Source organism: Streptomyces sp. ERV7, from assembly GCF_001653515.1.
Lineage (GTDB): Bacteria > Actinomycetota > Actinomycetes > Streptomycetales > Streptomycetaceae > Streptomyces.
On record NZ_LYOY01000040.1, the window covers coordinates 687,164 to 710,044 of the forward strand.

Here is a 22,881-nt window from a genome sequence, read left to right on the forward strand (position 1 = left end):
AGCGACGCCGCGCCCGCTCGCGTGGCGGATGCACCCGCACCCCGCACCACCCGCCGCACCTGCCCCGGAGGAGAACCGCATGAGCCGCAGCGACGTCCTGGTAGACGCCGACTGGGTCGAGGCCCACATCGACGACCCGAAGGTCGCCATCGTCGAGGTGGACGAGGACACCTCGGCGTACGAGAAGAACCACATCAAGAACGCGATCCGGATCGACTGGACCAAGGACCTCCAGGACCCGGTCCGCCGTGACTTCATCGACCAGGAGGGCTTCGAGCAGCTCCTGTCGGCGAAGGGCATCGGGAACGACACCACCGTCGTCCTCTACGGCGGCAACAACAACTGGTTCGCCTCGTACGCCTACTGGTACTTCAAGCTCTACGGCCACGACAGCGTCAAGCTGCTCGACGGCGGTCGCAAGAAGTGGGAGCTGGACTCGCGCGACCTGGTCGACGGCTCGCAGGTGCCGGCCCGCCCGGCCACCGCGTACAAGGCCCAGCCGCAGAACACCGCGATCCGCGCCTTCCGCGACGACGTGGTGGCGGCCATCGGCGCCCAGAACCTGGTCGACGTGCGCTCCCCCGACGAGTTCAGCGGCAAGCTGCTCGCCCCGGCCCACCTCCCGCAGGAGCAGTCGCAGCGCCCGGGCCACGTCCCCTCGGCCCGCAACATCCCGTGGTCGAAGAACGCCAACGACGACGGCACCTTCAAGTCGGACGACGCCCTGAAGGAGCTGTACGCGGCGGAGCAGGTCGATCTGGCCAAGGACACCATCGCGTACTGCCGCATCGGCGAGCGCTCGGCCCTGACGTGGTTCGTGCTGCACGAGCTGCTCGGCGTCGAGAACGTCAAGAACTACGACGGCTCGTGGACCGAGTACGGCTCCCTCGTCGGCGTGCCGATCGAGCTCGGCGCCAACAAGTAGCCCCGCACAGCCCCCGGCCCCCAGAGAACACAGACCGTAAGGAAGAACCATGTGTGGAGCGAAGGCAGGCGGCCCCGACGCCTCGACGATCAAGCCCGGTGAGACCACCATCCAGGGGCAGGTGACGAAGGACGGCGAGCCCGTGGTCGGCTACGTCCGGCTGCTGGACTCGACCGGCGAGTTCACCGCCGAGGTCCCCACCTCGGCGACCGGTCAGTTCCGCTTCTACGCGGCCGAGGGCACGTGGACGGTGCGGGCCCTGGTGCCCGGCGCGACCGCGGACCGCACGGTCGTGGCCCAGACCGGCGGACTCGCCGAGGTCGCCATCGCCGTGTGACGGCGGGCAGGTACTGGCCGGAGGGCCGCACCCCAGGGGGTTGGACGCTTACCTGGACCGGGTGCGGCCCTCCGTGCCGTTCTCGGGCGCCGGATACGGTCGTACGCTGGACTCATGCTGGCCCGTCGGCGCCGCGAGTATTTCTGGATGATGGGCGGATGCCTGGTCCTGTTCGTGTCCGCCTGGGGTTTCGTGCGGCTGTGGTCGGTCCCGGCCGCGGTCGCCATGTGCGTGGTCGCGATGGTGATCCCGCCGGTCGCGGCGATGGTGGCGAACCGGCGCGGCCCGGACGACCGCTGGTGGGACGACCCGTCCGGGGACCAGAAGTCCGACGAGTGGTGGGACGAGCTGGACGGCAAGAAGAAGTACTGAGCGCCGCGCGCTAGTAGACCAGCGCCTGTGTGCCGTCCGCCATCGCCTCCTGGACGAAGACCTGGGCGCCCGCGATCCGCGCGCCCTCGATCAGGTCCTTCTCGGTGATGTCGCGCCGGGCCGCGCACTGCGTGCACACGGTGATCGTGCCGCCGCCCGCCCGGATCCCGTCGATCAGGTCCGGCAGCGGCGCCGCGTGCGGCAGCGCGAACTCTGCGGCCCGCCCCGGCAGCGCGAACCACGACGACTCACCGGTCAGCCACAGCGAGACCTCGATCCCGCTGGCGACGGCGACCGCCGCCACGGTGAACGCCTGCGAACACCGCTCGGGGGCATCGGCCCCGGCGGTCACCTTCAGTACGAGCTTCTTGGCCATGTCCCGAACTGTAATGCGCACCGCACCGGCCCTTCGGGCCCCGCCACGGGGCCGGACGGGCGCGGCGGCGCACCTCACAGAGAAGGCCGTGGCTCAACCCATTAGGCTGGGGTACGGCCCTTTACTGCCCACACGCTCATCCGAGGAGCACCCCGTGCTTGAGGCTTTCTTCGAAACCCTGCTGGTCCTGGTCTGCGTCGGTGTCCTCGCCTTCACAGGTCTGGCCGTGAAGAAGCTGTACCAGGGCCAGCGCTGAACCGCGCCCCAGCCGCAGACGTAACGAAAGACTGATCGAAGCCTCATGATCGAGATCCCGTCCGACCTGAATCCGGACCTCGTCCCCCTCGCGTTCCTCCTCGGCACGTGGGAGGGCGCGGGTGTCACCGACTTCCCGGGTGCCGAGAAGGCCAATTTCGGCCAGTCCGTCACCTTCAGCCACGACGGCCGGGACTTCCTGGAGTACGTGTCGCACTCCTGGATCCTCGACGCCGAGGGCAACAAGGTGAAGCCGCTGGAGTCCGAGTCCGGCTTCTGGCGCATCGACAAGGACCGCAAGGTCGAGATCGTCATGGTCCGTGACCAGGGCGTCGTCGAGATCTGGTACGGCGAGCTCGCCGACCAGAAGCCGCAGATCGACCTGGTCACCGACGCCGTGGCGCGCACCGCCGCCTCCGGTCCGTACACCGGCGGCAAGCGCCTGTACGGATACGTGAAGAGCGACCTCATGTGGGTCGGCGAGAAGGCGACCCCCGAGGTCGAGCTGCGCCCCTACATGTCCGCGCACCTCAAGAAGGTCGTCACGCCCGAAGAGGTCGCGGCGATGGCCCGGGGCCTGGGCGACCTGCCGGACGACGGCATCGCCTTCTTCAAGTAGGAAGATCGAATACGGGGATCAGGTACGGAGATCCGGCGGAGATCCGTTCTTCGCGGGGGTAAATCCGGGGTGGCTCCTACACTGGGCGTGTGGTGACCACCGACTGGCAGAGCGACCTCCGCAAGCGCGGGTACCGGCTGACCCCCCAGCGCCAGCTCGTGCTGGAGGCCGTCGACGTACTGGAACACGCGACGCCCGACGACATCCTCACCGAGGTGAGGAAGACGGCGGGCGGCGTGAACATCTCCACCGTGTACCGGACCCTGGAGCTCCTGGAGGAGCTGGGTCTGGTCTCGCACGCCCATCTGGGACACGGTGCCCCGACCTACCATCTGGCGGACCGCCATCACCACATCCACCTCGTCTGCCGGGACTGTACGTCGGTGATCGAGGCGGATGTGGACGTGGCGGCCGAGTTCACGGCCAAGCTCTGCTCGACGTTCGGCTTCACGACGGACATGAAGCACTTCGCGATCTTCGGCCAGTGCCAGAAGTGCGCCAAGAACGCCTCAAGTGGCGCGTCGTAGGCTTGCTCCATGCAGCGACAATCAACGATCAGCCCTCTGCTGGCCCTGCCCGGCGCCGTCCCCGCCGAGGGGCCCGACGAAGGTGTCGCGGCGCACTACGGCGATCTGTTCCGTGAGCAGCGCGCCCTCGCCGACGGCAGCGGCTTCGTCGACCTCTCGCACCGGGGTGTCATCACCGTCACCGGCGACGACCGGCTGAGCTGGCTGCACCTGCTGCTGACCCAGCACGTCAGCGATCTGCGGCCGGGTCTGGCCACCGAGGCGCTGATCCTCTCCGCGAACGGGCACATCGAGCACGCGCTCTACCTCGTCGACGACGGTACGACGGTGTGGGCGCACGTCGAGCCCGGTACGCGGGACGACCTCGTCGCGTACCTGGAGTCGATGAAGTTCTTCTACCGCGTCGAAGTCGCCGACCGCACCGCGGACTTCGCGGTGGTGCACCTGCCCGCCGGGTCGATCGCGGAGGTGCCGGACGGCACGGTCGTGCGGGAGACCTCGCACGGGCGGGACCTGTTCCTGCCGCGCGCGGAGCTGGAGGCGTTCGCCGCCGCGCACGGCCCCGCGATCGGGATCCTGGCGTACGAGGCGCTGCGGGTCGAGGCGCACCGGCCCCGGCTCGGCCTGGAGACCGACCACCGCACCATCCCGCACGAGCTGGGCTGGATCGGCACCGCCGTGCACCTCCAGAAGGGCTGCTACCGGGGCCAGGAGACGGTCGCGCGCGTCCACAACCTGGGGAAGCCGCCGCGCCGCCTGGTCTTCCTGCACCTGGACGGCAGCGAGGTCCTGCTGCCCGCGCACGGGACGCCGCTGCGGGTCGCCGCGGACGGGGCCGAGGGCCGGCAGATCGGCTTCATCACGACGTCGGCGCGCCACCACGAGCTGGGGCCGATCGCACTGGCGCTGGTCAAGCGGAACGTGGCGGTGGACGCGGAGCTGCTGGCGGGCAACACGGCCGCCGCGCAGGAGGTCGTGGTCGAGCCGTAGCCCGCGGCGCCGGGGGGCCGGGAGCGGCCCCTCAGACCTCCACCACGACCGTGAACGGGCCGTGGTTCGTCAAGGACACCCTCATGTCCGCGCCGAAGCGGCCCGTCTCCACCGTCGCGCCCAGCTCGCGCAGGCGCGCCACCACCTCGTCCACCAGCGGCTCGGCCACCTCGCCGGGGGCCGCCGCGTTCCAGGTGGGGCGGCGGCCCTTGCGGGCGTCGCCGTAGAGGGTGAACTGGGAGATCACCAGCAGCGGCGCGGCCACGTCCGAGCAGGACTTCTCGCCCTGAAGGATCCGCACCGACCACAGCTTCCGGGCCAGCTGCGCGGCCTTCTCCGGGGTGTCCCCGTGGGTGACCCCGACCAGTACGCACAGGCCCTCGCCCGTGATCTCGCCGACCGTCTCGCCCGCCACCACGACGCTCGCGCCGTCGACCCGCTGTACCACCGCTCGCATGGGACCCAACCTATTCCACGCACCAATCCAGTCCGACGGGGGCCGAACGGGTGGTGTGTGTCTGCATATGCGCCACCGGGAGTGGCACGATGCTGACAGGCGGTGCGCCCTATCCCGCACCGGTCGAGGGGACGGTAAGACACATGAGCACTCCTGGCGCCGGGCAGCAGTCGCCCGGCCCCGTTTCGCTGACCCGGACGAGCCCGTCGGCCGGCCGGACGGCCGTCTCGCGACCACCCGTACAGCGTGCCGGTGACCATCTGCCCGTACCGAAAGAGCACGATCTGACCGCACTGCGGCTGCCGGAGCTGCGGAGCCTGCGGCGCCAGTCGCAGAGCGACGAGGCCGACCTCAGCTATGTGCGGCGGCTGCTGCACGGGCGCATCGACATCCTGCGGGCCGAGCTGGCCCGGCGCACCGGACCGCACACGCCCGTGGTGGAGCGGCTCTCCGAGATCCTGGCGGACGCGCCCTCCTCGCACCGCGCCTCCGCCCGCCACGTCACGCTCTCCACGCCCCGCAGCGCCGAGTACCGGCGCCTGGCGGCCGAGATGGACGCGGAGGTCCAGCTCTCCGACCTCGACGCCCGTACGGACGACGAGCTGCACACCGCGATGGGACGGCTGATCCGCTACGAGCAGCAGGTCTCGCGGCGCCGCCAGCACCTCCAGCGCACGGCCGACGATTGCAGCGCGGAGATCGCCCGCAGGTACCGTGAAGGGGAAGCACAAGTAGACGACCTGCTCATCTGACCGACGATTCCAAGGTCACCGGGCGGTCCAGCCCTGGAAGGCCTCCGTCATGACTACCGACACCGTCATACCCCCGGTCCTCGCCGAAGTCGTACGTTCCGGTTTCGTCGAGGGCCACCATCGGGGCTCGCTGGTGGTGCTGGCGGCCGACGGCAGCGTGGAGCTCGCGCTCGGTGACCCGGCGGCGCCCGTCTTCCCGCGCTCCAGCAACAAGCCCATGCAGGCCGCCGCCGTACTGCGGGCCGGGCTCGACCTCTCCGGGGAGCGGCTCGCGCTCGCCGCCGCCAGCCACTCGGGCGAGGGCTTCCACCTCGACCTCGTCCGCAAGATGCTCGCCGAGTACGGGCTGACCCCGGACGACCTCCAGACCCCGCCCGACCTGCCGCTGGACGCGGTCGAGGCCGAGACGTACCTGGCGGCGGGCCAGGTCCGCGACCGGGTCACCATGAACTGCTCCGGCAAGCACGCGGCCATGCTCGCCGCCTGCCGCCTCAACGGCTGGGACGAGACGTCCTACCTGGACCCGGCCCACCCGCTCCAGCGCCTCGTCCACGACGGCGTGGAGGCGGCGGCGGGCGAGCCGGTGGCGACGGTCGGCACGGACGGCTGCGGGGCGCCCCTGATGGCGATCAGCCTGACGGGCCTGGCCCGCGCCTTCCGTACGTTCGTGCTCGCCGAGCCCGGTACGCCGGAGCGCAGGGTGGCGGACGCGATGCGCGCGCACCCCGAGTACGTGGCCGGCACCCGCCGCCCCGACACCTGGCTGATGCGCGAGGTGCCCGGCGTGCTGTCCAAGATGGGCGCGGAGGCGGTGCAGGCGGTGGCGCTGCCGGACGGCCGTGCGCTCGCCTTCAAGGTCGACGACGGCGCCGCCCGCGCCCTCGGCCCGGTCCTGGCCCGCGCCCTGCGCCTGCTCGGCGTGGACGGCCCGGTGGTCGAGCGCATCGGCAGCGCGCCGCTGCTCGGCGGGGCGGAGCGGGTGGGGGGCCCGGCCCGCCAGGCGGAAATTCGGGCGACAGGGGGGCCGGGGCGTGCCTAGCGTGACGGACATGAGCCCGAGCCCTCGCGAAGCCGCCTCCGCCCCCGCCGCTGCCCCCGCTTCCGCTTCCGCCCTCGACCTCCGTACCGTCACCGAAGCCGAGTTCGCCGACTGGCTGCGGGCCGTCAACACGGGTTTCCTCCTGCCGCCGGTGGTCAGCGAGAACGACCGGGCGGGCCGGCTGGCCAACAGCGATCTGGCGCGTACCCAGGGCGTGTTCGACAGCGGCCGCTGTGTGGCGACCTTCCGCTCGTTCGCCCAGGAGCTGACCGTGGTGGGCGGCGCGGCCGTCCCCACCAGCGCGGTCACCAACGTGACCGTCTCCCCGACCCACCGCAGGCGCGGTCTGCTCAGCCGGATGATGGCGAACGACATGGCGGCGGCGAAGGAGCGCGGCGACGTGGCGGCGACGCTGATCGCCGCCGAGTACCCGATCTACGGGCGGTACGGCTTCGGCCCCGCCACCTGGACCGCCGAGTGGGAGGTCGACACGGGCCGGGCGGGCCTGGACCCGCGCTGGTCGGGCCCCGAGGACGGCGGCCGTATCGACCTGGTCGCCTCCGAGGACGTACGCAAGCTGGGCCCCGAGCTCTTCGAGCGCTTCCGGGTCGGCCAGCCCGGCGCGGTGGACCGCAACACGCGCTGGTGGGACCTGAGCACGGGCGCGGCCACCCGGGACGACCACCCCTGGACCGAGCCGTTCTGGGCGGTGTACCGCTCGGCGTCGGGCGAGGTGGAGGGCCTGGTGGCCTATCACGCGGACGCGAAGTGGACGGACGCCAAGCAGCCGCTGAACACGGCGACGGTACGGGGGCTGCTCGCCCTCACCCCGTCCGCCGAGCGCGCCCTGTGGCACTTCGTCTGCTCGGTCGACTGGATATCCAGGGTCCGCACCGGCTACCGCGCCCCCGACGACCTGCTCCCGCAGCTCCTCCCGGACCCGCGCGCGGCCCGGATGGTGACGCACGCGGACTTCCTGTGGCTGCGGCTGCTGGATGTCGTACGGGCGCTTGAGGCGCGTACGTACGCGACGGCCGGCACCCTCGTCCTGGAGGTCACGGACGCGTCGGGCTACGCCTCGGGCCGCTACCGCCTGGACGCCGACCCGTCGGGCGCGTCCTGCGCCCCCACCGCTTCGTCGCCGGATCTGGTGCTGGACGTACGGGAGTTGGGTTCGCTGTACCTGGGTGACGAGTCGGCGGTACGACTGGCCGCGCTGGGCCTGGCCGCCGAGGAGACGGCGGGGGCAGCGGCCCGGGCGGACGCCATCTTGAGGACGTCGCGGCGGGCTTGGTGCCCTGACATGTTCTGAGGGCGGTGGGCCTGGTCATTGGTCGGTCCGCGGCGGGACGAGCGCGGCCAGGACGGCGGCCGCGCCGATGACGGTGAAGGTGCTGTCCCCGGTCTGCTGGCCGACGGTCAGCACCACGACCCCCACGCTGCCGACGACACCGAGCCGGTGGTGGACGAGCTTCTCGAAGGCGATGACGGCGAGGGCGAGCAGGAGTGCGGTCATGGGCATGGAGTTCCCTCCCCAGAGGCGTGCGGCGGGTGGAGCGGCGGCCGAGGCGACGGACGAGTCGGTGACGGAAGCGGTGGCTGGAACGGTGGCTGGAACGGCGGCTGTGACGCTGGATGGAACCGCGGGCGGAGCTTGTGCGCGAACTTCACCAAGTTGTCCACCAACTTGGTGAAGTTGTCCCGCTGGCTCAAGACCCATAAACCAACTTCCCGACAACTCCCCATAGCTGTCAGATAGTTGTAGCGTTCAGATGTGACGTCGGAATCTGAGGTGACGGAGGGCGGCGGCTCCAGGCGCACGCCCGACGGTGTGGCCGCGTCCCTGCGGGCCCGGATCAGCGCGGGCGAGCTCAAGGTGGGGGCCAAACTGCCCACCCAGGCCTGGCTGGTGGAGCACTACGGCGTCGAGCGGACGGTGGTGCGCCAGGCCCTGCAGCAGCTGCACGAGGAGGGCCTGATCACGGAGGGCCGCAAGGGCGCCCCGGCGAAGATCGCCAGCTCCGTACCGGCGGCGTCCCGCCCGTCTGACGAGGAGCCGAAGCTGACGGCGGCGGTGCTCAGCCCCCGGGTGGCGGAGGCGTTCCGTGCGAGGGAGGTGCGGATCGACGCGGTCTGCCTGACGACGGAGACCCTCAACCTGGCCCTCGGCGAACCGCTGGGCGCGATCCACGCCCGCCGCTTCCGCCCGGACTCGGTCCACGTACGCATCCTGCTGCCGGACCGGGGCATCAACCTCGCCTTCCCCCGCCCCGTCCACCGCTCGGCGGCCGACGACCGGCTGGTCCACGAACGGTGGCTGAGCCAGCGCAACACCCAGGGCCTCGTCCTGCGGGACAACCTGGAGGCGCTGCACATCATCGAGGGAGTCGAGGTCCGCATCGAGTTCCAGACGCTCCCGCTGACCTCGCCGATCAAGCTCTACCTGCTCAACGGCTCCGAGGCGCTGTTCGGCTACTACGACATCACCCGCCGCGAACAGGAGATCGCCGACACGTCGGTGGAGATCTTCGACTCGCTGGGCAACCAGTCGATGCTGTTCCAGTACCTGCGCAGCGCGGGTGCGCGGGACGCGGCGTTCGTGGAACGGTCGCAGCAGTGGTTCGACGGGCTCTGGAACACGATCACTTCGCAGATGAGACTGTCGTAGCGGCCCACGGGGACCGGCGGTTCTCAGCCAGCCGGGCATGCCCGTACCTCCTGGCCCTCACCGCCGCGAGCAGGCGCGGGCACCATGGTGGTTGAAGGAACCGGCAAGTGACCCACCTCCCCGACGGACGGAGTGACGTGACCGACCTTCGCGAGCGCCTTGCCGCTGCCAAATGCGTGCTCTTCGACTTCGACGGACCGGTGTGCCGGCTCTTCGCGGGAGTCGGGGCGCCCGCTGTGGCCGCCGCGATCGCCGAGCGCCTCTCGGGCAGGCTCGAACACGGGGCCCTCAGACCGAAAGGGAAGGCCGCCGGCGATCCGCTGGCCCTGCTGCTCGCGGCCTGGAAGCAGGGCGAGAGCAAGGCGGTGGTCAAGGAGGCGGAGAGCACGCTCACGGCGCAGGAGATCCGTGCCGCCACGAGCGCCCACAGCACCGCCTACGCCAACTCCCTGATACTGGCCCTGAGCGCGGCGGGGTTCCGGCTGGCCGTCACCACGAACAACTCGCCCAAGGCGGTGGCCGCCTATCTCAGACGCGAGGGGCTCGATGGCTGCTTCGGCGAACACATCCACGGCCGTACGGCCGACCTGGCGCTGCTCAAACCCCATCCGCACTGCCTGGAGCGGGCGCTCGATTCCACCGGCTCGTCCCCGGCCGAGACGCTGATGATCGGGGACTCGCCCGCGGACTGGATCGCCGCCGACGCCATAGGGGTCTCCTTCCTCGGCTACGCACCCGACGGCGCCAAGGTCGCGCAGCTGGCGGATGCCGGGGTGAAGGACATCGTCCGCTCGCTGGAACCGCTGTACGACGCGGTCGGCTCCGGCCTGCGCGCGGAGTGACGGTTCACCCACGTTCCGATCTTCCATGTTCCGGCCTCCCGGGTCTTCCCTGAAGGCCGAAGCTACGGGGAGCCTTCGCGTCCGCAACAGCTGTCAAGTGATCCGTACATGACGCCGCGCACGAGCCGGCATGCGGCAAGTGGGCGGCAACGGAGCGGCAGGTGCGGGGTGTGCGCGCCAAGGGGTGGCCAACTCACGCCTGATGGCGGCCTGTTGTAACTTTCTTGAATGGTGTCGACAGGGCAAGAGGCGGGGCCGGGCGGCGCCCATCAGCCCCAGTACCTGCTCATCGCCTCGGACCTGCGGGAGGCGATCGCCAGCGGGGCACATGGCGTGGGCGAGGTGATACCCACCCAGCACGCGCTGACGGCGCGCTACCACGTGTCGAGGCGCACGGCTCAGCGGGCCGTCGAGGAGCTCAGGTCCTGGGGCCTGATCGATGCGGGCGTGCGGGGCAGGGGGCCTCGCGTGGTGGCCAGGGGCGCCGTGCCCCACACGCTCACCGAGTACATAGCGGACGCCTTCCGCGCCGAGGATGTGACGCTGGACGTCCTGTCCTTCACCACGGAGAGGCTGAGCAAGGTCGTCACACGCCAGCTGGAGTCCACCAAGGAGGCGGCGGGCACCTGGCCGAAGACCATCCGGCTCAGAATGCTGCTGCCCAGCCTCGAAGCCGTCCACCCGCTGCCCTACCTGCTCGCCGACCCGGCCGACTCCCGGCCGCTCAAGCGGCTGCGCAGGCTCATCCGGATGTACGCGGGCCAGTTGGAGCACTCGTTGGTCACCCTGAAGGAGGACGGCCTGGTCCCCTCGGTGTCGGTGGCGATCCGCGGCATGCCGGTGCTGCCGATGCAGAAGCTGTACGTCCTCAACGGGGCACAGGCGCTGACCAGCTTCTATCGCATACGGACGAACAAGGTGGAGCTGGGGCCGGGGGACGGGGCGGGGGAGATCATGGATTTGGAGAGCGGTGTCGATCTCTTCACCTGGACGGGCCACCCCGGTGGCGACACGCCCCGCGAGGAGGCGTACTTCGACCAACTTCAGCTGCTGTTCGAGCGGTATTGGTCGAAGCTGTCGGCGCCGTTGGTGCTGAGCGAGTGACATCGGTGTGAATTCGGCCGACCCATGCTAGAGAGGGTAATTTTCCTCAATCTGTTCCCGGCTGATGACCACCCGAGGGCGCGAAGCGATGACAGGCGAGGCGGTATCCGCAGTGCGTCGGCAGGCGGCTGGGCTGAGCCGCGACGCCGAGGCGGTCGTCGGGCCACTCCGGGGCTACCACCACGAGACGTACGCCTTTCCGCTGCCTGCGGAGAACCCGCTGAGCGCGCGCTTCGAACGGGTGAAGCTCCGCTCGCCGCGACCCGGCCTGCTCTGGTTCGACCGGCGGTGCTTCGTGTCCGAGGACCGGCTGCTGCTCGCACTGCGCGGCAGGGTGGGCCGCGTTCCGGAGTGCGCGGAGGTGGTGGAGAACGTCGTTCTGCAGGAGTTCATCCCGGGCCGGACACTCGGTGCGGGGCAGCCGCCCGGTCAGCCGCTCTCGGGTCGCCACAGCGCCCAACTGGCGGACCTCTTCGCGGAACTGGTGAGCATCGAGCCGGACGAGCTCCGGGCCGAGTGCGCCTGCGCCCCCGAGGACCGCGCCCCCGACGGCGACTCGGCGGCCTTCCTCGGCCGGCTGATCCACTTCACCGAGAACGAGGTGTGCCACAAGCATGCCGCGCTCTACGAGCCGCTCTTCCGGCGGCTGCGCGTTCCCGGGAACGTCCTGCACGAGCTCAAGGAGCGGGCGGCCGCGCTCCGGCCGCGCCCGTTCTCCCTGCTCCACGGGGATCTGCACCGGAAGAACCTCATCGTGGACCCGGCCGGGGACCTGTGGACCATCGACTGGGAACTCGCGATGATCGGCGACCCGCTCTGGGACCTCGCCACCCATCTGCATCTGATGCGCTACCCGCCCCGGGAGGCCCGCCGTGTCGGCGAGCTGTGGCGGTCGTCCGTGGAGAGTGCGCGGCCGGGCAGCTCCACGGGGTGGGAGCAGGACCTGCCCGTGCTCCTCGAGTTCAAGCGCGTGCAGTCGGTGTACACGGACATGATGCGCGCGGCGCTGGCGCTGGGCCCCGGACCGGGGCCGAACTGGGGGGCGATGGAGCGTGAGGCCCGGAAGGTGGGGCGCGCGCTCGCGGCGGCGGCCGGTCCGATGAGGCTGAGCGGGATCCCGACGCCCTCGCAGATCATGTCCGCGTACGCGGAATGGTTCTCCTCGGTGGGGCCGGCGACCAGATGGCCAGGGCGGGACCGGAGCCCCGCCCGTGTGTCCCGCCCGGCCGCTAAGCCCTCAACAGCACCGGTGGTGTTCGCCAGGGGGGTGGGGCGGCTGGTGGAGTGGGGGTGGCGGCCGCCTCGGCCCTCGCCCAGGACCTGCCAGCCGGCGCGCGTCAGGGTGATGTACGCGCCGCAGCGCAGCCCGTGCAGGGTGCAGGCGTCCCGCAGGCCCCACATCCAGGCGCCGTCCTCCTCGGTCCAACGCTCGTCGCCGTCACGGCAGTAGAGCAGGACGGCGGTGCGCACCGGCGTCCGGCGGCGCAGGTCGTGCGGGATCACCCGGCGCAGATGCGCGAGGAGCGCGTTGCGGAACTCCCAGCCGTCGGCGGCGACCGGGCGCCGCACGAACGAGGCGCTGGCGGCCAGCCGTTCCTCGTGGTCCAGGACGGCGATCACCGCCGTCGACGGGGTCGGGCGGTGCCGGGTGTGCAGGCCGCTGACCACCTCGCGGGGGTTGCGCAGCAGCGGGATCCCCGCCGAGGCCCACTCCGCGGGCTCCAGCATCCTGGCGAGACGGTTCCCCGAGGCCGCCGACATGAGGGACGACGCGCCTGCCGAGGCTGCGGACGGTGCGAATCCGAAGGTCACGGTCCTCCCTTCCGGATACGCGCCCACAGTGCGGGCAGGGTCGGGTGAGGGCGCAGCACAGCAGGGCCCCCAATCCGGGTCCGCCGTCGCGGCGCGGCTTCAATTCTCGCTGCCTCACGGGCACGCGGCAACGAGCAAATGGAGCCGCTGACGGGAATCGGAGGGTATGACGCTCATATCCCTGCCCAGCCACACCCCCGATCACGCCCCGGAGCCCTGCGGTCATCCCTGAACGGCGAGGACCAGCGGAAACACCCCCTGCGCACCCGCCCGGCGCAGCAGCCGGGCCGCCACCGCCAGCGTCCAGCCCGTGTCCGACCGGTCGTCGACGAGCAGCACCGGACCGCCCGCCTCCCGCACCGCCCGTGCCAACTCGTCCGGCACCGTGAAGGCGTGGTGCAGGGCGCGCACCCGCTGCGCGCTGTTGGAGGCGGGAACGCGGAACCCGGCGGCCTCCTCCCCGTACTCCACGCGTCCGAGCAGGGGCATGCGGCCGATCTCCGCGATCCGGGCGCCCAGCGACTCCACGAGCCGGGGGCGGGTGAGCGAGGCGACGGTGACCACTCCGGCGGGCCGGGGCGGTGCGTCGGGGCCGCCGGAGGCCCAGCCGCCCGGGCCCTTGGCCCAGTCCGCCAGGACGGTCACCACGGCGTCCACCACGTCGGCCGGAACCGGTCCGTCGGGGCTCTGGGGGGCGAGCATCGGGCGCAGCCGGTTGCCCCAGCCGATGTCCGAGAGACGGCCGAGGGCCCGGCCGGGGAAGGCCTGTTCACCCGCGGGGATACGGCCCTTGAGGTCCACGCCGACCGCCCCGAGGCCGGTCGGCCACATCTTGCGGGGCTCGACCTCGACGCCCGGCCTGGTGAGCTCGCCCTTGGCCGCCTCCAGTGCGGTGCCGGACACATCGGCGGTGAAGCGGGCGCCCGCGCAGTTGTCGCAGCGGCCGCACGGGGCCGCCTCCTCGTCGTCGAGCTGGCGGCGCAGGAACTCCATCCGGCAGCCGGTCGCCGCCGCGTAGTCCCGCATCGCCTGCTGCTCGGCCTCCCGCTGGCGGGCCACCCACGCGTACCGCTCCGCGTCGTACACCCAGGGCTGTCCGGTGGAGGTCCAGCCGCCCTTGACGCGGTGGACCGCGCCGTCCACGTCGAGGACCTTGAGCATGGTCTCCAGGCGGGTGCGCCGCAGCTCGACCTGCGGCTCCAGGGCGGGCAGCGACAGCGGGCGGCCCGACCGGGCCAGCACGTCCAGGGTGCGGCGGACCTGCTCCTCGGGCGGGAAGGCGACCGAGGCGAAGTACTTCCAGATCGCCTCGTCCTCCTTGCCGGGCAGCAGCAGCACCTCCGCGTGCTCCACACCTCGGCCCGCGCGGCCCACCTGCTGGTAGTAGGCGATGGGGGAGGACGGCGAGCCCAGGTGGACCACGAAGCCGAGGTCCGGCTTGTCGAAGCCCATGCCCAGCGCGGAGGTGGCGACCAGCGCCTTGACCCGGTTGGCCAGCAGATCGTCCTCGGCCTGCTGGCGGTCCGCGTTCTCCGTGCGGCCGGTGTAGGAGGCGACCGTGTGACCGCACTGGCGCAGATACGCGGTGATCTCCTCGGCGGCCGCCACCGTCAGCGTGTAGATGATCCCCGAGCCCGGCAGCTCGTCCAGGTGGTCGGCGAGCCAGGCCAGGCGGTGTGCGGCGTCCGGCAGCGACAGCACGTTCAGACTCAGGCTCTCGCGGTCCAGGGGGCCGCGCAGCACCAGCGCGTCGGTGTCCGCGCCGGTGCCCAACTGCTCCGCCACATCGGCCGTCACGCGCGCGTTGGCCGTCGCCGTCGTCGCGAGGACCGGGACGCCCGGGGGGAGCTCGGCGAGCATGGTGCGCAGCCGGCGGTAGTCGGGGCGGAAGTCGTGGCCCCAGTCCGAGATGCAGTGCGCCTCGTCCACCACGAGCAGACCGGTGGCCGCGGAGAGCTTGGGCAGCACCTCGTCGCGGAAGTCCGGGTTGTTGAGGCGCTCCGGGCTCACCAGCAGGACGTCGACCTCGCCCGCGGCCACCTCGGCCTGGACGGTCTCCCACTCCTCGGTGTTCGAGGAGTTGATCGTGCGGGCGCGGATGCCCGCGCGGGCGGCGGCCTCCACCTGGTTGCGCATCAGCGCGAGCAGCGGCGAGACGATCACGGTGGGGCCGCTGCCGCGCTCGCGCAGCAGCGAGGTCGCCACGAAGTACACCGCGGACTTGCCCCAGCCGGTGCGCTGGACGACCAGCGCGCGCCGCCCTTCGGCGACGAGCGCCTCGATGGCGCGCCACTGGTCCTCGCGCAGCCTGGCCGCTCCCGTGGGGTCGCCGACGAGGCGGGCCAGGACGGCGTCGGCCCGGGTGCGCAGATCCGTGGTGCTCGTGTGGTTCATGCCCCCATACAACAGGACGGGTCTGACATCCGGCCCGCCCGTGGGCGGGCACGGCCGTGCCGCGCGCCCCGGGGTGCCGCTACGGCGTGATGTGGTCCGAGCGCAGGCCGTCGAGCACGATGTCGATATAGCGCCGCCAGTCGCCGCTGCGCCGGTGCACGATCGAGGTGAGACCGCAGGTCAGGGCGAGGATGTCGGCACCCGCGATGTCGTGCCGGATGGAGCCGGCCGCCTGGCCCTTGCCGACCAGGTCCACGAGCTCGGCCTCCAGATCGGCGCGCATGGTGCTGGGCGGGCCCTCGGAGCCGAGCGTGCCGCCGATGACGCTGGCGAAACCCCGGTCGCGCGCCTCCACCTCGCCGACCCGGGTGAGCAGCATCTGGAGCGCCTCAAGCGGCTCGGCCGACTCGCGGCACACCGTGCGGTAGTACGTGAGGATCTCGCCGAAGCGCTGCTGGGAGGCCGCCACGACCATGGCTTCCTTGGTGGGGAAGTGGCGGTAGAGCGTGCCCACGCCGACCTCGGCGTGCCGGGCCACCTCGTCCATGGACACGTTGGCGCCGCGTTCCGCGAAGAGCTCGCGCGCCGCGTTCAGGACCCGGGCCCGGTTGCGCTCCGCGTCAGCCCGGAGCCGGCGGCCACCGCTCTCACTGACCGGCGTTGACGTTGGCATACGGAACCTCCCTCCGTTTGACTCTACTATGCCCTGCCGTAACCCACTGAACCAGCCCCGACTTCCCGCCAGTTGGGGTATGCGGTTCGCAGTTGCCCAGTCGGTTCCACAGGTCGGCCCCGGGTGTTGACAATGGCCTGGTAGCTGCAGTGAGACGGAAGGACGAACACGATGTCGTTGCCCCTGGGGCGTACGAGTGCGCCGGAGGTGTCGGCGTCGGTGGAGGGCTTCCTGACGGAGCCGCACATCGGCGTGCTGACCACGATCCGGCCCGACGGGTCCCCGCACGTCGCGCCGGTGCGGTTCACCTGGGACGCGGAGGCGGGGCTCGCCCGGGTGATGACGGTGTCCTCGTCCCGCAAGGCCCGCAATCTGATCGCCGCGCCGGGTTCCCGGGTCGCCATCTGCCAGGTGGCCGGGTTCAGTTGGGTCACCCTGGAGGGCACGGCCGTGGTCCAGGACGAGCCCGCCCGGGTCACCGAGGGCGCGCGCCGCTACGCCCGGCGCTACCGCTCGGGCCCGCCCAACCCGCCCGGCCGTGTGGTGGTCGAGATCCGGGTCGACCGTGTGCTGAGCCTGAACGTATAGAACCCGGTGCCGATCCCGAAGGCGGGGAGAGGCGAGGCAACGCGGAGCGCGGCGGTACGGGGAGTGTCCTCCCCGTACCGCCGCGCTCCGTTGTGCCGCGGTTCCTCAGCCCTTGCGCGGCGGGGTGCCGGTCACCCAGATCATGCGCAGCGAGAGCAGGCTCAGGCGCCAGCCGTCCGGGGTGCGCCGGGCCTCGGCGCTCACCAGGCTTCCGTTCGCGAATATCGGATCGCGCTCGGCGTCCTCCGGATGGTCGGAGGCGTGGTGCACGTGCGTGGAGACGATGTTGGCGCGCAAAGAGGCCCGGTCGCCGTCGATTTCGACCACGGCGGGCGAGTTGATGTGCTGGGTGAGGGCGAACGCCGCCAGCGCGGTGCTGTGGTACTCGGCGAGGCCCTCGATCCCCTCGTGCCGGCTCATCGGGAACTCGACGACGGCGTCCTCGGTGAACAGCCCCCGGGCCCAGGCGTCATCGAGCTTGTCGTCGTCCAGATTGATCAGGTAACGGTCGAGCAGTCCCGCGACATCGGCGGTGGATTGGCTTGAGGTCATGGTTGAGGATGACTCCGGGACAGGCCTCTGACCAAGAGTCTCTGTAGCAGAGTTGACGTACTTGTCAAAGGCCTGTACTAGCAGCTATTTACGCTCGCTGGGGCCCTCGGGATACTGGAGAAACGCCAGTCGGAAGAGGGTAGATGGATAACTTTGACGCGGACGTAATTATCGCGGGAGCCGGCCCCACTGGACTCATGCTCGCAGGCGAACTGCGCCTGAACGGCGTGTCCGTGATTGTCGTCGATCGCCTTGCCGAGCCGATACAGCAGTCGCGTGCGCTGGGATTCTCGGCGCGCACCATAGAGGAATTCGGCCAGCGCGGGCTGCTGGAGCGTTTCGGTGGCGTGGACGTCATTCCGGTCGGCCATTTCGGCGGGGTGTCCATCGATTACCGGTTGGTCGAGGGCGGTTCGTACGGGGCCCGGGGCATCCCCCAGTCGCGTACCGAGGGCGTGCTGGCCGGCTGGGCCGGGCAGCTGGGCGCCGAGGTCCGCCGCGGGGTCGAGGTCACGGGCCTGACGGACGGCGCCGACGGGGTCACCGTGGAGGTGGCCACGCCCGAGGGCCCGGCCACCTTGCGCGGCCGCTACCTGGTGGGTGCCGACGGCGCCCGCAGTGTGGTGCGCAAGCTCGCGGGCATCGACTTCCCGGGCACCGACCCGGCCATCGAGCTCCGGTTCGCCGACATCAGCGGGGTGCCGCTGCGCCCGCGCTTCAGCGGCGAGCGGGTGCCCGGCGGCATGGTCATGGTGCTGCCGCTCGGCCCGGAGCGCTGCCGGATCGTCTACTTCGACCGGAGCGAACCGCTCCGCAAGAGCCCGGACCCGATCACCTTCGACGAGGTGGCCGAGGCGTTCAAGCGCCTGTCCGGCGAGGACATCAGCGGCGCCACGGTGCACTGGGTCTCCACCACCACCGATGTGAGCCGCCAGGCCGCCGAGTACCGCAAGGGCCGGGTCTTCCTGGCCGGCGACGCCGCGCACATCCATCTGCCCATCGGCGCCCAGGGAATGAGCGCCGGCGTGCAGGACGCGGTGAACCTCGGCTGGAAGCTGGCCCTGGAGATCAAGGGCCAGGCTCCCGAGGGCCTGCTCGACACGTACCACTCCGAGCGCCACCCGGTCGGTGCGCGGGTGCTCACCAACACGCTCGCCCAGCGGATCCTCTACCTGGGCGGCGACGAGATCACCCCGCTGCTCGACGTCTTCACCGAGCTGACCGGGTTCGAGGACGTCCAGAAGACGCTGATCGGGATGGTCACCGGACTGGACATCCGCCACGACGTGGGCGAGGGCGACCATCCGCTCCTCGGCCGCCGTCTCAAGGACGAGGAACTGGTGGTCGACGGCAAGAAGACCACCAACTTCGAGCTGCTGACGGCCGGCAAGGCCGTCCTTTTCGACCTCACCGACGACTCCCACCTGCGGGAACTCGCCGCGGGCTGGGCCGACCGTGTCACCACGGTCACCGCCGAGCAACACGACTGCGACGCCGGTCTGGACGCCTTCCTTGTGCGCCCCGACGGTTACGTCGCCTGGGTCTCCCCCTCCGCTTCGCGCACGGAGGGGCTCGCCGAAGCCCTCGACCGATGGTTCGGCCGGCCCAACTGAGCAGGGTCTGACGCCCCGTTCTCTCATACCCGTACCTCGAAGGAAGCGAAGAACATGCCCAAGATCTCCAGCGATGACAAGAACCTGACCGTCCTCAACCTCTTCTCCACGGACGCCCCGGAGAAGCAGGAGGGTCTGCTCGGCGCGATGCGCGAGATCGTCGACTCGGCGGCCTACCCGGGCTGGATGTCCTCCACCGTGCACGCCGGTGTGGACAAGCCGGGCACGGCCAACTTCATCCAGTGGCGCAGCCGCGCGGACCTGGAGGACCGTTACGACGGCGAGGAGTTCAAGCACCGCACGCTCCCGCTCTTCGGCGAGCTGACCACCTCGATCCGGCTGCTCCAGAACGAGATCGCGTACTCCCAGACCAAGTCGGGCGAGGGCGTCGAGATCTCCCCGGAGCGCTCGGACTACACCGTGATCGCGGTCTTCGGTGTCGAGGAGAAGAACCAGGACGACCTGGTCGACGCGCTCGGCCCGTCGATGAAGTTCCTCGGTGACACCGCCGGCTACGTCTCCCACACGATCCTCAAGGGCATCGCCGCCCGCGGTCTTGAGGGCTCCTTCGTGGTCTCCTACTCGCAGTGGGAGAGCAAGGAGGCGTTCGACGCCTACCAGGCCACCGCTCAGGACGCCAAGCCCGCTGCCCGCCAGGAGGCCGAGCGCCGCACCGGCTCGCTCCTGACGTCGGTGGACTCCAACACCTACCGCGTGGTGCACACCCGCGCCGCCGGTAACTGACACCCCGCACCACCACCGCGGTACCTCAGAACGCCCGGTTCCTCTCCAGGAGCCGGGCGTTCCGGTTTTTTGGGCCGGGTCCGGCAGGGGAGACGCTCCGGTTCGCGACCTGACGGCATCTGACGCCGACGTGACAATTCCGCACCGCTCAGCTGCTCTTCGTTGCGTGTTCTCTGACATGGCTGCGGTGTATTTGCGGAATCTGACCGAACCGGACGTAGACCTGAACCGGGGCGCCTTGAACGGCGAGCGGGATCAGAAGACCCTTGAATACATGATCCGGGGCGTGGTTCGCCACCGCTGATCCTCTCGCTCAACTCCCGCTCATGGCCCTCGAATCCGGGCGCGTCCGACGTCGTACGCGCCAGGAGCGGGGCCAGTGCCGGATCAACCGCAACCGCTGAGGAGCGAATACGTATGCACAGCACGCTCATCGTCGCCCGCATGGAACCCGGTTCGAGCACCGACGTCGCCAAGCTGTTCGCCGAGTTCGACGCGACGGAGATGCCGCACCGGATGGGAACGCTGCGCCGTCAGCTGTTCTCCTACCGGGGCCTCTACTTCCACCTGCAGGACTTCGACGCGGACAACGGCGGTGAGCTGATCGAGGCCGCGAAGAACGACCCGCGGTTCATCGGGATCAGCAACGACCTGAAGCCGTTCATCCAGGCGTACGACCCGGCCACCTGGCGCTCGCCCGCCGACGCCATGGCCGCCCGCTTCTACAACTGGGAGGCGGGCGCGTGACAACGCCTCGCAGGGTCGTCATCACGGGGATGGAGGTGCTGGCCCCGGGTGGAATCGGCACCAAGAACTTCTGGAGCCTCCTCAGCGAGGGCCGCACGGCGACGCGTGGGATCACGTTCTTCGACCCCACGCCGTTCCGCTCCCGGGTGGCCGCCGAGATCGACTTCGATCCGTACGAGCACGGTCTGAGCCCGCAGGAGGTCCGGCGCATGGACCGCGCCGGGCAGTTCGCGGTCGTCGCCTCGCGCGGCGCGGTCGCCGACAGCGGTCTGGAGCTGGCAGGCCTGGACCCGTACCGGATCGGTGTCACCGTCGGCAGCGCGGTCGGCGCGACCATGGGACTCGACGAGGAGTACCGGGTCGTCAGCGACGGCGGCCGGCTGGACCTGGTGGACCACCAGTACGCCGCCCCGCACCTCTACAACCACCTGGTGCCGAGCTCCTTCGCGGCCGAGGTGGCCTGGGCCGTCGGGGCCGAGGGCCCCAGCACCGTGGTCTCCACGGGCTGCACCTCCGGCATCGACTCGGTCGGCTACGCCGTCGAGCTGATCCGTGAGGGCTCCGCCGACGTCATGATCGCCGGATCCTCGGACGCGCCGATCTCGCCCATCACCATGGCGTGCTTCGACGCGATCAAGGCCACGACGAACCGCTACGACGAGCCGGAGACGGCCTCGCGGCCCTTCGACAACTCGCGCAACGGCTTCGTGCTCGGCGAGGGCACCGCCTTCTTCGTGCTCGAGGAGCTGGAGAGCGCGCAGAAGCGCGGCGCCCACATCTACGCGGAGATCGCGGGCTACGCCACGCGCTCCAACGCGTACCACATGACCGGACTGCGCCCCGACGGCGCGGAGATGGCCGAGGCGATCCGCGTGGCGCTCGACGAGGCGCGGATGAACAGCGACCAGATCGACTACGTCAACGCCCACGGCTCCGGCACCAAGCAGAACGACCGCCACGAGACGGCGGCCGTCAAGCGGGTCCTCGGCGACCACGCGTACCGGACGCCGATGAGCTCCATCAAGTCGATGGTGGGGCACTCGCTCGGCGCGATCGGCTCCATCGAGATCGCCGCCTCCGCGCTCGCCATGGAGTACAACGTCGTACCGCCCACGGCCAATCTGCACACGCCCGACCCCGAGTGCGACCTGGACTACGTCCCGCTGACCGCCCGCGACCGGAAGACCGACGCGGTCCTCTCGGTCGGCAGTGGCTTCGGCGGTTTCCAGAGCGCCGTGGTGCTCGCCCGTCCCGAGAGGAAGCTCGCATGACGTCGTCCGTGGTGGTCACCGGCCTGGGGGTGGCGTCCCCCAACGGGCTCGGCATCCAGGACTACTGGGCGGCGACCGTCGGTGGCAAGAGCGGCATCGGCCGTATCACCCGCTTCGACCCGTCGTCCTACCCGGCCAAGCTGGCCGGCGAGGTCCCGGGCTTCGTCGCCGAGGACCTGCTGCCGAGCCGACTGCTCCCGCAGACCGACCGGGTGACCCGGCTCGCGCTGGTCGCGGCCGACTGGGCGCTCGCCGACGCGGGCATCACCCCGGCCGAACTCCCCGAGTTCGACATGGGCGTGGTGACCGCGAGCGCGGCCGGCGGCTTCGAGTTCGGCCAGGGCGAGCTCCAGGCCCTGTGGTCCAAGGGCAGCCAGTACGTCTCGGCGTACCAGTCCTTCGCCTGGTTCTACGCGGTCAACAGCGGCCAGATCTCCATCCGCAACGGGATGAAGGGCCCCAGCGGCGTGGTCGTCAGCGACCAGGCCGGCGGTCTCGACGCGGTGGCCCAGGCCCGCCGCCAGATCCGCAAGGGCACCTCGCTGATCGTCTCCGGCGCCATCGACGCCTCGGTCTGCCCGTGGGGCTGGGTGGCCCAGCTGGCCAGCGACCGGCTCTCCACCAGCGAGGAGCCGACCCGCGCCTACCTGCCCTTCGACCGCGAGGCCGCCGGGTACGTGCCCGGCGAGGGCGGCGCGATCCTGATCATGGAGGACGCCGAGGCGGCCCGCGCACGCGGCGCCCGGATCTACGGCGAGATCTCCGGATACGGCTCGACCATCGACCCCAAGGCCGGCTCCGGCCGCCCGCCGGGGCTGCGCAAGGCCATCGAACTCGCCCTGGCCGACGCGGGGGTCGCACCGGGTGACGTGGACGTGGTCTTCGCCGACGCGGCCGCCGACCCCGAGCTCGACCGCCAGGAGGCGGAGGCGCTCAACGCGGTCTTCGGCACCCGGGGGGTCGCGGTCACCGCGCCCAAGACGATGACCGGACGGCTCTACTCGGGCGCGGCTCCGCTGGACCTGGCCGCCGCCTTCCTCGCGATCAAGGACGGTCTGATCCCGCCGACCGTGCACGTCGACCCGGCCGCCGAGTACGACCTCGACCTGGTCACCGGCGAGCCGCGCACCGCCGAGGTGCGCACCGCGCTGGTCATCGCCCGCGGCTACGGCGGCTTCAACTCGGCCGTCGTCGTCCGTGCCGCCGCATAGCCGGTACGCAACC

At 71.0% G+C, this 22,881-nt stretch carries 24 protein-coding genes and 2 pseudogenes; 19 read left to right on the top strand and 7 right to left on the bottom strand.

The genetic code is table 11. The annotated features are described in order from the left end of the window. The first annotated feature begins 79 nt into the window (after nt 1–79). The 3 genes from A8W25_RS17615 (at nt 80) to A8W25_RS17625 (ending at nt 1,634) form a co-directional block, all read left to right on the top strand. Nucleotides 80–925: a sulfurtransferase gene (locus A8W25_RS17615; protein WP_067162573.1), complete on the top strand. Its 846-nt coding sequence runs from the start codon at nt 80–82 to the stop codon at nt 923–925. Nucleotides 926–974: 49 nt separating this feature from the next. Continuing rightward, nucleotides 975–1,262 carry a DUF1416 domain-containing protein gene (locus A8W25_RS17620; protein ID WP_010985465.1) on the top strand — a complete coding sequence of 96 codons (288 nt, stop codon included), beginning with the start codon at nt 975–977 and terminating at the stop codon, nt 1,260–1,262. 114 nt (nt 1,263–1,376) lie between these two features. Next, nucleotides 1,377–1,634, top strand: a complete 258-nt coding sequence (locus A8W25_RS17625; protein WP_067162575.1) for a DUF3099 domain-containing protein — start codon at nt 1,377–1,379, stop codon at nt 1,632–1,634. Nucleotides 1,635–1,644: 10 nt separating this feature from the next. On the opposite strand, the gene A8W25_RS17630 is transcribed toward A8W25_RS17625, so the two are convergent. Further along, nucleotides 1,645–2,010 (bottom strand): DsrE family protein, encoded by a 366-nt coding sequence (locus A8W25_RS17630; RefSeq protein ID WP_067162577.1) that lies wholly within the window; start codon nt 2,008–2,010, stop codon nt 1,645–1,647. 301 nt (nt 2,011–2,311) lie between these two features. On the opposite strand from A8W25_RS17630, the gene A8W25_RS17635 reads away from it, so the two are divergent. The 3 genes from A8W25_RS17635 (at nt 2,312) to A8W25_RS17645 (ending at nt 4,401) form a co-directional block, all read left to right on the top strand. Beyond that, nucleotides 2,312–2,884: an FABP family protein gene (locus tag A8W25_RS17635; protein ID WP_067162579.1), complete on the top strand. Its 573-nt coding sequence runs from the start codon at nt 2,312–2,314 to the stop codon at nt 2,882–2,884. A gap of 89 nt (nt 2,885–2,973) precedes the next feature. After that, a complete protein-coding gene (locus tag A8W25_RS17640; protein WP_067162581.1) occupies nt 2,974–3,411 on the top strand; it encodes a Fur family transcriptional regulator in 438 nt (145 codons plus the stop codon). A 9-nt stretch (nt 3,412–3,420) separates the two neighbouring features. Beyond that, nucleotides 3,421–4,401, top strand: coding sequence for a YgfZ/GcvT domain-containing protein (locus tag A8W25_RS17645; RefSeq protein WP_067162582.1), 981 nt, complete (start codon nt 3,421–3,423; stop codon nt 4,399–4,401). Nucleotides 4,402–4,432: 31 nt separating this feature from the next. Here the strand turns inward: A8W25_RS17645 and dtd are convergent, their stop codons facing one another. Next, nucleotides 4,433–4,858, bottom strand: coding sequence for a D-aminoacyl-tRNA deacylase (dtd, locus tag A8W25_RS17650; protein ID WP_067162584.1), 426 nt, complete (start codon nt 4,856–4,858; stop codon nt 4,433–4,435). A 143-nt stretch (nt 4,859–5,001) separates the two neighbouring features. Between dtd and A8W25_RS17655 the strand changes: the two genes are divergently transcribed. The 3 genes from A8W25_RS17655 to A8W25_RS17665 are packed head-to-tail and all read left to right on the top strand — an operon-like array spanning nt 5,002 to nt 7,961. Then, the gene (locus A8W25_RS17655; protein WP_067162586.1) at nt 5,002–5,610 is read left to right on the top strand and encodes an ABC transporter substrate-binding protein; all 609 of its coding nucleotides are present in this window, start codon (nt 5,002–5,004) and stop codon (nt 5,608–5,610) included. A 49-nt stretch (nt 5,611–5,659) separates the two neighbouring features. Next, complete coding sequence (locus tag A8W25_RS17660; RefSeq protein WP_067162588.1) at nt 5,660–6,649, top strand: asparaginase; 990 nt, start codon at nt 5,660–5,662, stop codon at nt 6,647–6,649. Nucleotides 6,650–6,659: 10 nt separating this feature from the next. After that, the gene (locus A8W25_RS17665) at nt 6,660–7,961 is read left to right on the top strand and encodes a GNAT family N-acetyltransferase (RefSeq protein ID WP_067164175.1); all 1,302 of its coding nucleotides are present in this window, start codon (nt 6,660–6,662) and stop codon (nt 7,959–7,961) included. 15 nt (nt 7,962–7,976) lie between these two features. Here A8W25_RS17665 and A8W25_RS17670 read toward each other — a convergent pair whose 3' ends face one another. Next, the gene (locus A8W25_RS17670; RefSeq protein ID WP_158942595.1) at nt 7,977–8,171 is read right to left on the bottom strand and encodes a hypothetical protein; all 195 of its coding nucleotides are present in this window, start codon (nt 8,169–8,171) and stop codon (nt 7,977–7,979) included. A 252-nt stretch (nt 8,172–8,423) separates the two neighbouring features. On the opposite strand from A8W25_RS17670, the gene A8W25_RS17675 reads away from it, so the two are divergent. The 4 genes and pseudogenes from A8W25_RS17675 to A8W25_RS34970 all read left to right on the top strand — a co-directional run. After that, nucleotides 8,424–9,317 carry a GntR family transcriptional regulator gene (locus A8W25_RS17675; protein WP_234386486.1) on the top strand — a complete coding sequence of 298 codons (894 nt, stop codon included), beginning with the start codon at nt 8,424–8,426 and terminating at the stop codon, nt 9,315–9,317. 137 nt (nt 9,318–9,454) lie between these two features. Beyond that, on the top strand, nt 9,455–10,159 hold the full coding sequence (locus A8W25_RS17680) for an HAD family hydrolase (RefSeq protein ID WP_199831772.1): 705 nt from the start codon (nt 9,455–9,457) through the stop codon (nt 10,157–10,159). Between the two features lie 228 nt (nt 10,160–10,387). Beyond that, a complete protein-coding gene (locus tag A8W25_RS17685) occupies nt 10,388–11,263 on the top strand; it encodes a GntR family transcriptional regulator (protein ID WP_067162594.1) in 876 nt (291 codons plus the stop codon). 88 nt (nt 11,264–11,351) lie between these two features. After that, nucleotides 11,352–12,134 (top strand): annotated as a pseudogene (locus A8W25_RS34970) (phosphotransferase); the annotation flags it as partial. 383 nt (nt 12,135–12,517) lie between these two features. Here A8W25_RS34970 and A8W25_RS34975 read toward each other — a convergent pair. From A8W25_RS34975 to A8W25_RS17705, 3 genes and pseudogenes are all read right to left on the bottom strand, one after another. Continuing rightward, a pseudogene (locus A8W25_RS34975) lies at nt 12,518–13,075 on the bottom strand (hypothetical protein); the annotation flags it as partial. A gap of 222 nt (nt 13,076–13,297) precedes the next feature. After that, on the bottom strand, nt 13,298–15,469 hold the full coding sequence (locus A8W25_RS17700; protein WP_067162600.1) for a RecQ family ATP-dependent DNA helicase: 2,172 nt from the start codon (nt 15,467–15,469) through the stop codon (nt 13,298–13,300). Nucleotides 15,470–15,548: 79 nt separating this feature from the next. Next, nucleotides 15,549–16,142, bottom strand: coding sequence for a TetR/AcrR family transcriptional regulator (locus A8W25_RS17705; RefSeq protein WP_067162602.1), 594 nt, complete (start codon nt 16,140–16,142; stop codon nt 15,549–15,551). Nucleotides 16,143–16,313: 171 nt separating this feature from the next. On the opposite strand from A8W25_RS17705, the gene A8W25_RS17710 reads away from it, so the two are divergent. Further along, a complete protein-coding gene (locus A8W25_RS17710) occupies nt 16,314–16,730 on the top strand; it encodes a pyridoxamine 5'-phosphate oxidase family protein (protein WP_067162604.1) in 417 nt (138 codons plus the stop codon). 105 nt (nt 16,731–16,835) lie between these two features. Here the strand turns inward: A8W25_RS17710 and A8W25_RS17715 are convergent, their stop codons facing one another. Further along, a complete protein-coding gene (locus tag A8W25_RS17715; RefSeq protein ID WP_067162605.1) occupies nt 16,836–17,282 on the bottom strand; it encodes a nuclear transport factor 2 family protein in 447 nt (148 codons plus the stop codon). Nucleotides 17,283–17,425: 143 nt separating this feature from the next. Between A8W25_RS17715 and A8W25_RS17720 the strand changes: the two genes are divergently transcribed. From A8W25_RS17720 to A8W25_RS17740, 5 genes are all read left to right on the top strand, one after another. Further along, the gene (locus tag A8W25_RS17720) at nt 17,426–18,895 is read left to right on the top strand and encodes an FAD-dependent monooxygenase (RefSeq protein WP_067162608.1); all 1,470 of its coding nucleotides are present in this window, start codon (nt 17,426–17,428) and stop codon (nt 18,893–18,895) included. A gap of 54 nt (nt 18,896–18,949) precedes the next feature. Next, on the top strand, nt 18,950–19,639 hold the full coding sequence (locus A8W25_RS17725; protein ID WP_067162610.1) for an antibiotic biosynthesis monooxygenase family protein: 690 nt from the start codon (nt 18,950–18,952) through the stop codon (nt 19,637–19,639). Nucleotides 19,640–20,056: 417 nt separating this feature from the next. Further along, nucleotides 20,057–20,386: a TcmI family type II polyketide cyclase gene (locus A8W25_RS17730; RefSeq protein ID WP_067162612.1), complete on the top strand. Its 330-nt coding sequence runs from the start codon at nt 20,057–20,059 to the stop codon at nt 20,384–20,386. Next, a complete protein-coding gene (locus A8W25_RS17735) occupies nt 20,383–21,657 on the top strand; it encodes a beta-ketoacyl-[acyl-carrier-protein] synthase family protein (protein ID WP_158942597.1) in 1,275 nt (424 codons plus the stop codon). The genes A8W25_RS17730 and A8W25_RS17735 overlap by 4 nt, the downstream gene beginning before the upstream one ends. After that, a complete protein-coding gene (locus A8W25_RS17740) occupies nt 21,654–22,868 on the top strand; it encodes a ketosynthase chain-length factor (RefSeq protein ID WP_067162616.1) in 1,215 nt (404 codons plus the stop codon). The genes A8W25_RS17735 and A8W25_RS17740 overlap by 4 nt, the downstream gene beginning before the upstream one ends. The last annotated feature ends 13 nt before the right edge of the window (nt 22,869–22,881 follow it).

Excerpts from the sequence above, each read along its gene's own strand:
- A8W25_RS17615 (WP_067162573.1), top strand. The coding sequence starts at position 80 with ATGAGCCGCAGCGACGTCCTGGTAGACGCCGACTGGGTCGAGGCCCAC.
- A8W25_RS17620 (WP_010985465.1), top strand. The coding sequence starts at position 975 with ATGTGTGGAGCGAAGGCAGGCGGCCCCGACGCCTCGACGATCAAGCCC.
- A8W25_RS17625 (WP_067162575.1), top strand. The coding sequence starts at position 1,377 with ATGCTGGCCCGTCGGCGCCGCGAGTATTTCTGGATGATGGGCGGATGC.
- A8W25_RS17630 (WP_067162577.1), bottom strand. The coding sequence starts at position 2,010 with ATGGCCAAGAAGCTCGTACTGAAGGTGACCGCCGGGGCCGATGCCCCC.
- A8W25_RS17635 (WP_067162579.1), top strand. The coding sequence starts at position 2,312 with ATGATCGAGATCCCGTCCGACCTGAATCCGGACCTCGTCCCCCTCGCG.
- A8W25_RS17645 (WP_067162582.1), top strand. The coding sequence starts at position 3,421 with ATGCAGCGACAATCAACGATCAGCCCTCTGCTGGCCCTGCCCGGCGCC.
- dtd (WP_067162584.1), bottom strand. The coding sequence starts at position 4,858 with ATGCGAGCGGTGGTACAGCGGGTCGACGGCGCGAGCGTCGTGGTGGCG.
- A8W25_RS17655 (WP_067162586.1), top strand. The coding sequence starts at position 5,002 with ATGAGCACTCCTGGCGCCGGGCAGCAGTCGCCCGGCCCCGTTTCGCTG.
- A8W25_RS17660 (WP_067162588.1), top strand. The coding sequence starts at position 5,660 with ATGACTACCGACACCGTCATACCCCCGGTCCTCGCCGAAGTCGTACGT.
- A8W25_RS17665 (WP_067164175.1), top strand. The coding sequence starts at position 6,660 with ATGAGCCCGAGCCCTCGCGAAGCCGCCTCCGCCCCCGCCGCTGCCCCC.
- A8W25_RS17670 (WP_158942595.1), bottom strand. The coding sequence starts at position 8,171 with ATGCCCATGACCGCACTCCTGCTCGCCCTCGCCGTCATCGCCTTCGAG.
- A8W25_RS17685 (WP_067162594.1), top strand. The coding sequence starts at position 10,388 with ATGGTGTCGACAGGGCAAGAGGCGGGGCCGGGCGGCGCCCATCAGCCC.
- A8W25_RS17700 (WP_067162600.1), bottom strand. The coding sequence starts at position 15,469 with ATGAACCACACGAGCACCACGGATCTGCGCACCCGGGCCGACGCCGTC.
- A8W25_RS17705 (WP_067162602.1), bottom strand. The coding sequence starts at position 16,142 with ATGCCAACGTCAACGCCGGTCAGTGAGAGCGGTGGCCGCCGGCTCCGG.
- A8W25_RS17710 (WP_067162604.1), top strand. The coding sequence starts at position 16,314 with ATGTCGTTGCCCCTGGGGCGTACGAGTGCGCCGGAGGTGTCGGCGTCG.
- A8W25_RS17715 (WP_067162605.1), bottom strand. The coding sequence starts at position 17,282 with ATGACCTCAAGCCAATCCACCGCCGATGTCGCGGGACTGCTCGACCGT.
- A8W25_RS17720 (WP_067162608.1), top strand. The coding sequence starts at position 17,426 with ATGGATAACTTTGACGCGGACGTAATTATCGCGGGAGCCGGCCCCACT.
- A8W25_RS17725 (WP_067162610.1), top strand. The coding sequence starts at position 18,950 with ATGCCCAAGATCTCCAGCGATGACAAGAACCTGACCGTCCTCAACCTC.
- A8W25_RS17730 (WP_067162612.1), top strand. The coding sequence starts at position 20,057 with ATGCACAGCACGCTCATCGTCGCCCGCATGGAACCCGGTTCGAGCACC.
- A8W25_RS17740 (WP_067162616.1), top strand. The coding sequence starts at position 21,654 with ATGACGTCGTCCGTGGTGGTCACCGGCCTGGGGGTGGCGTCCCCCAAC.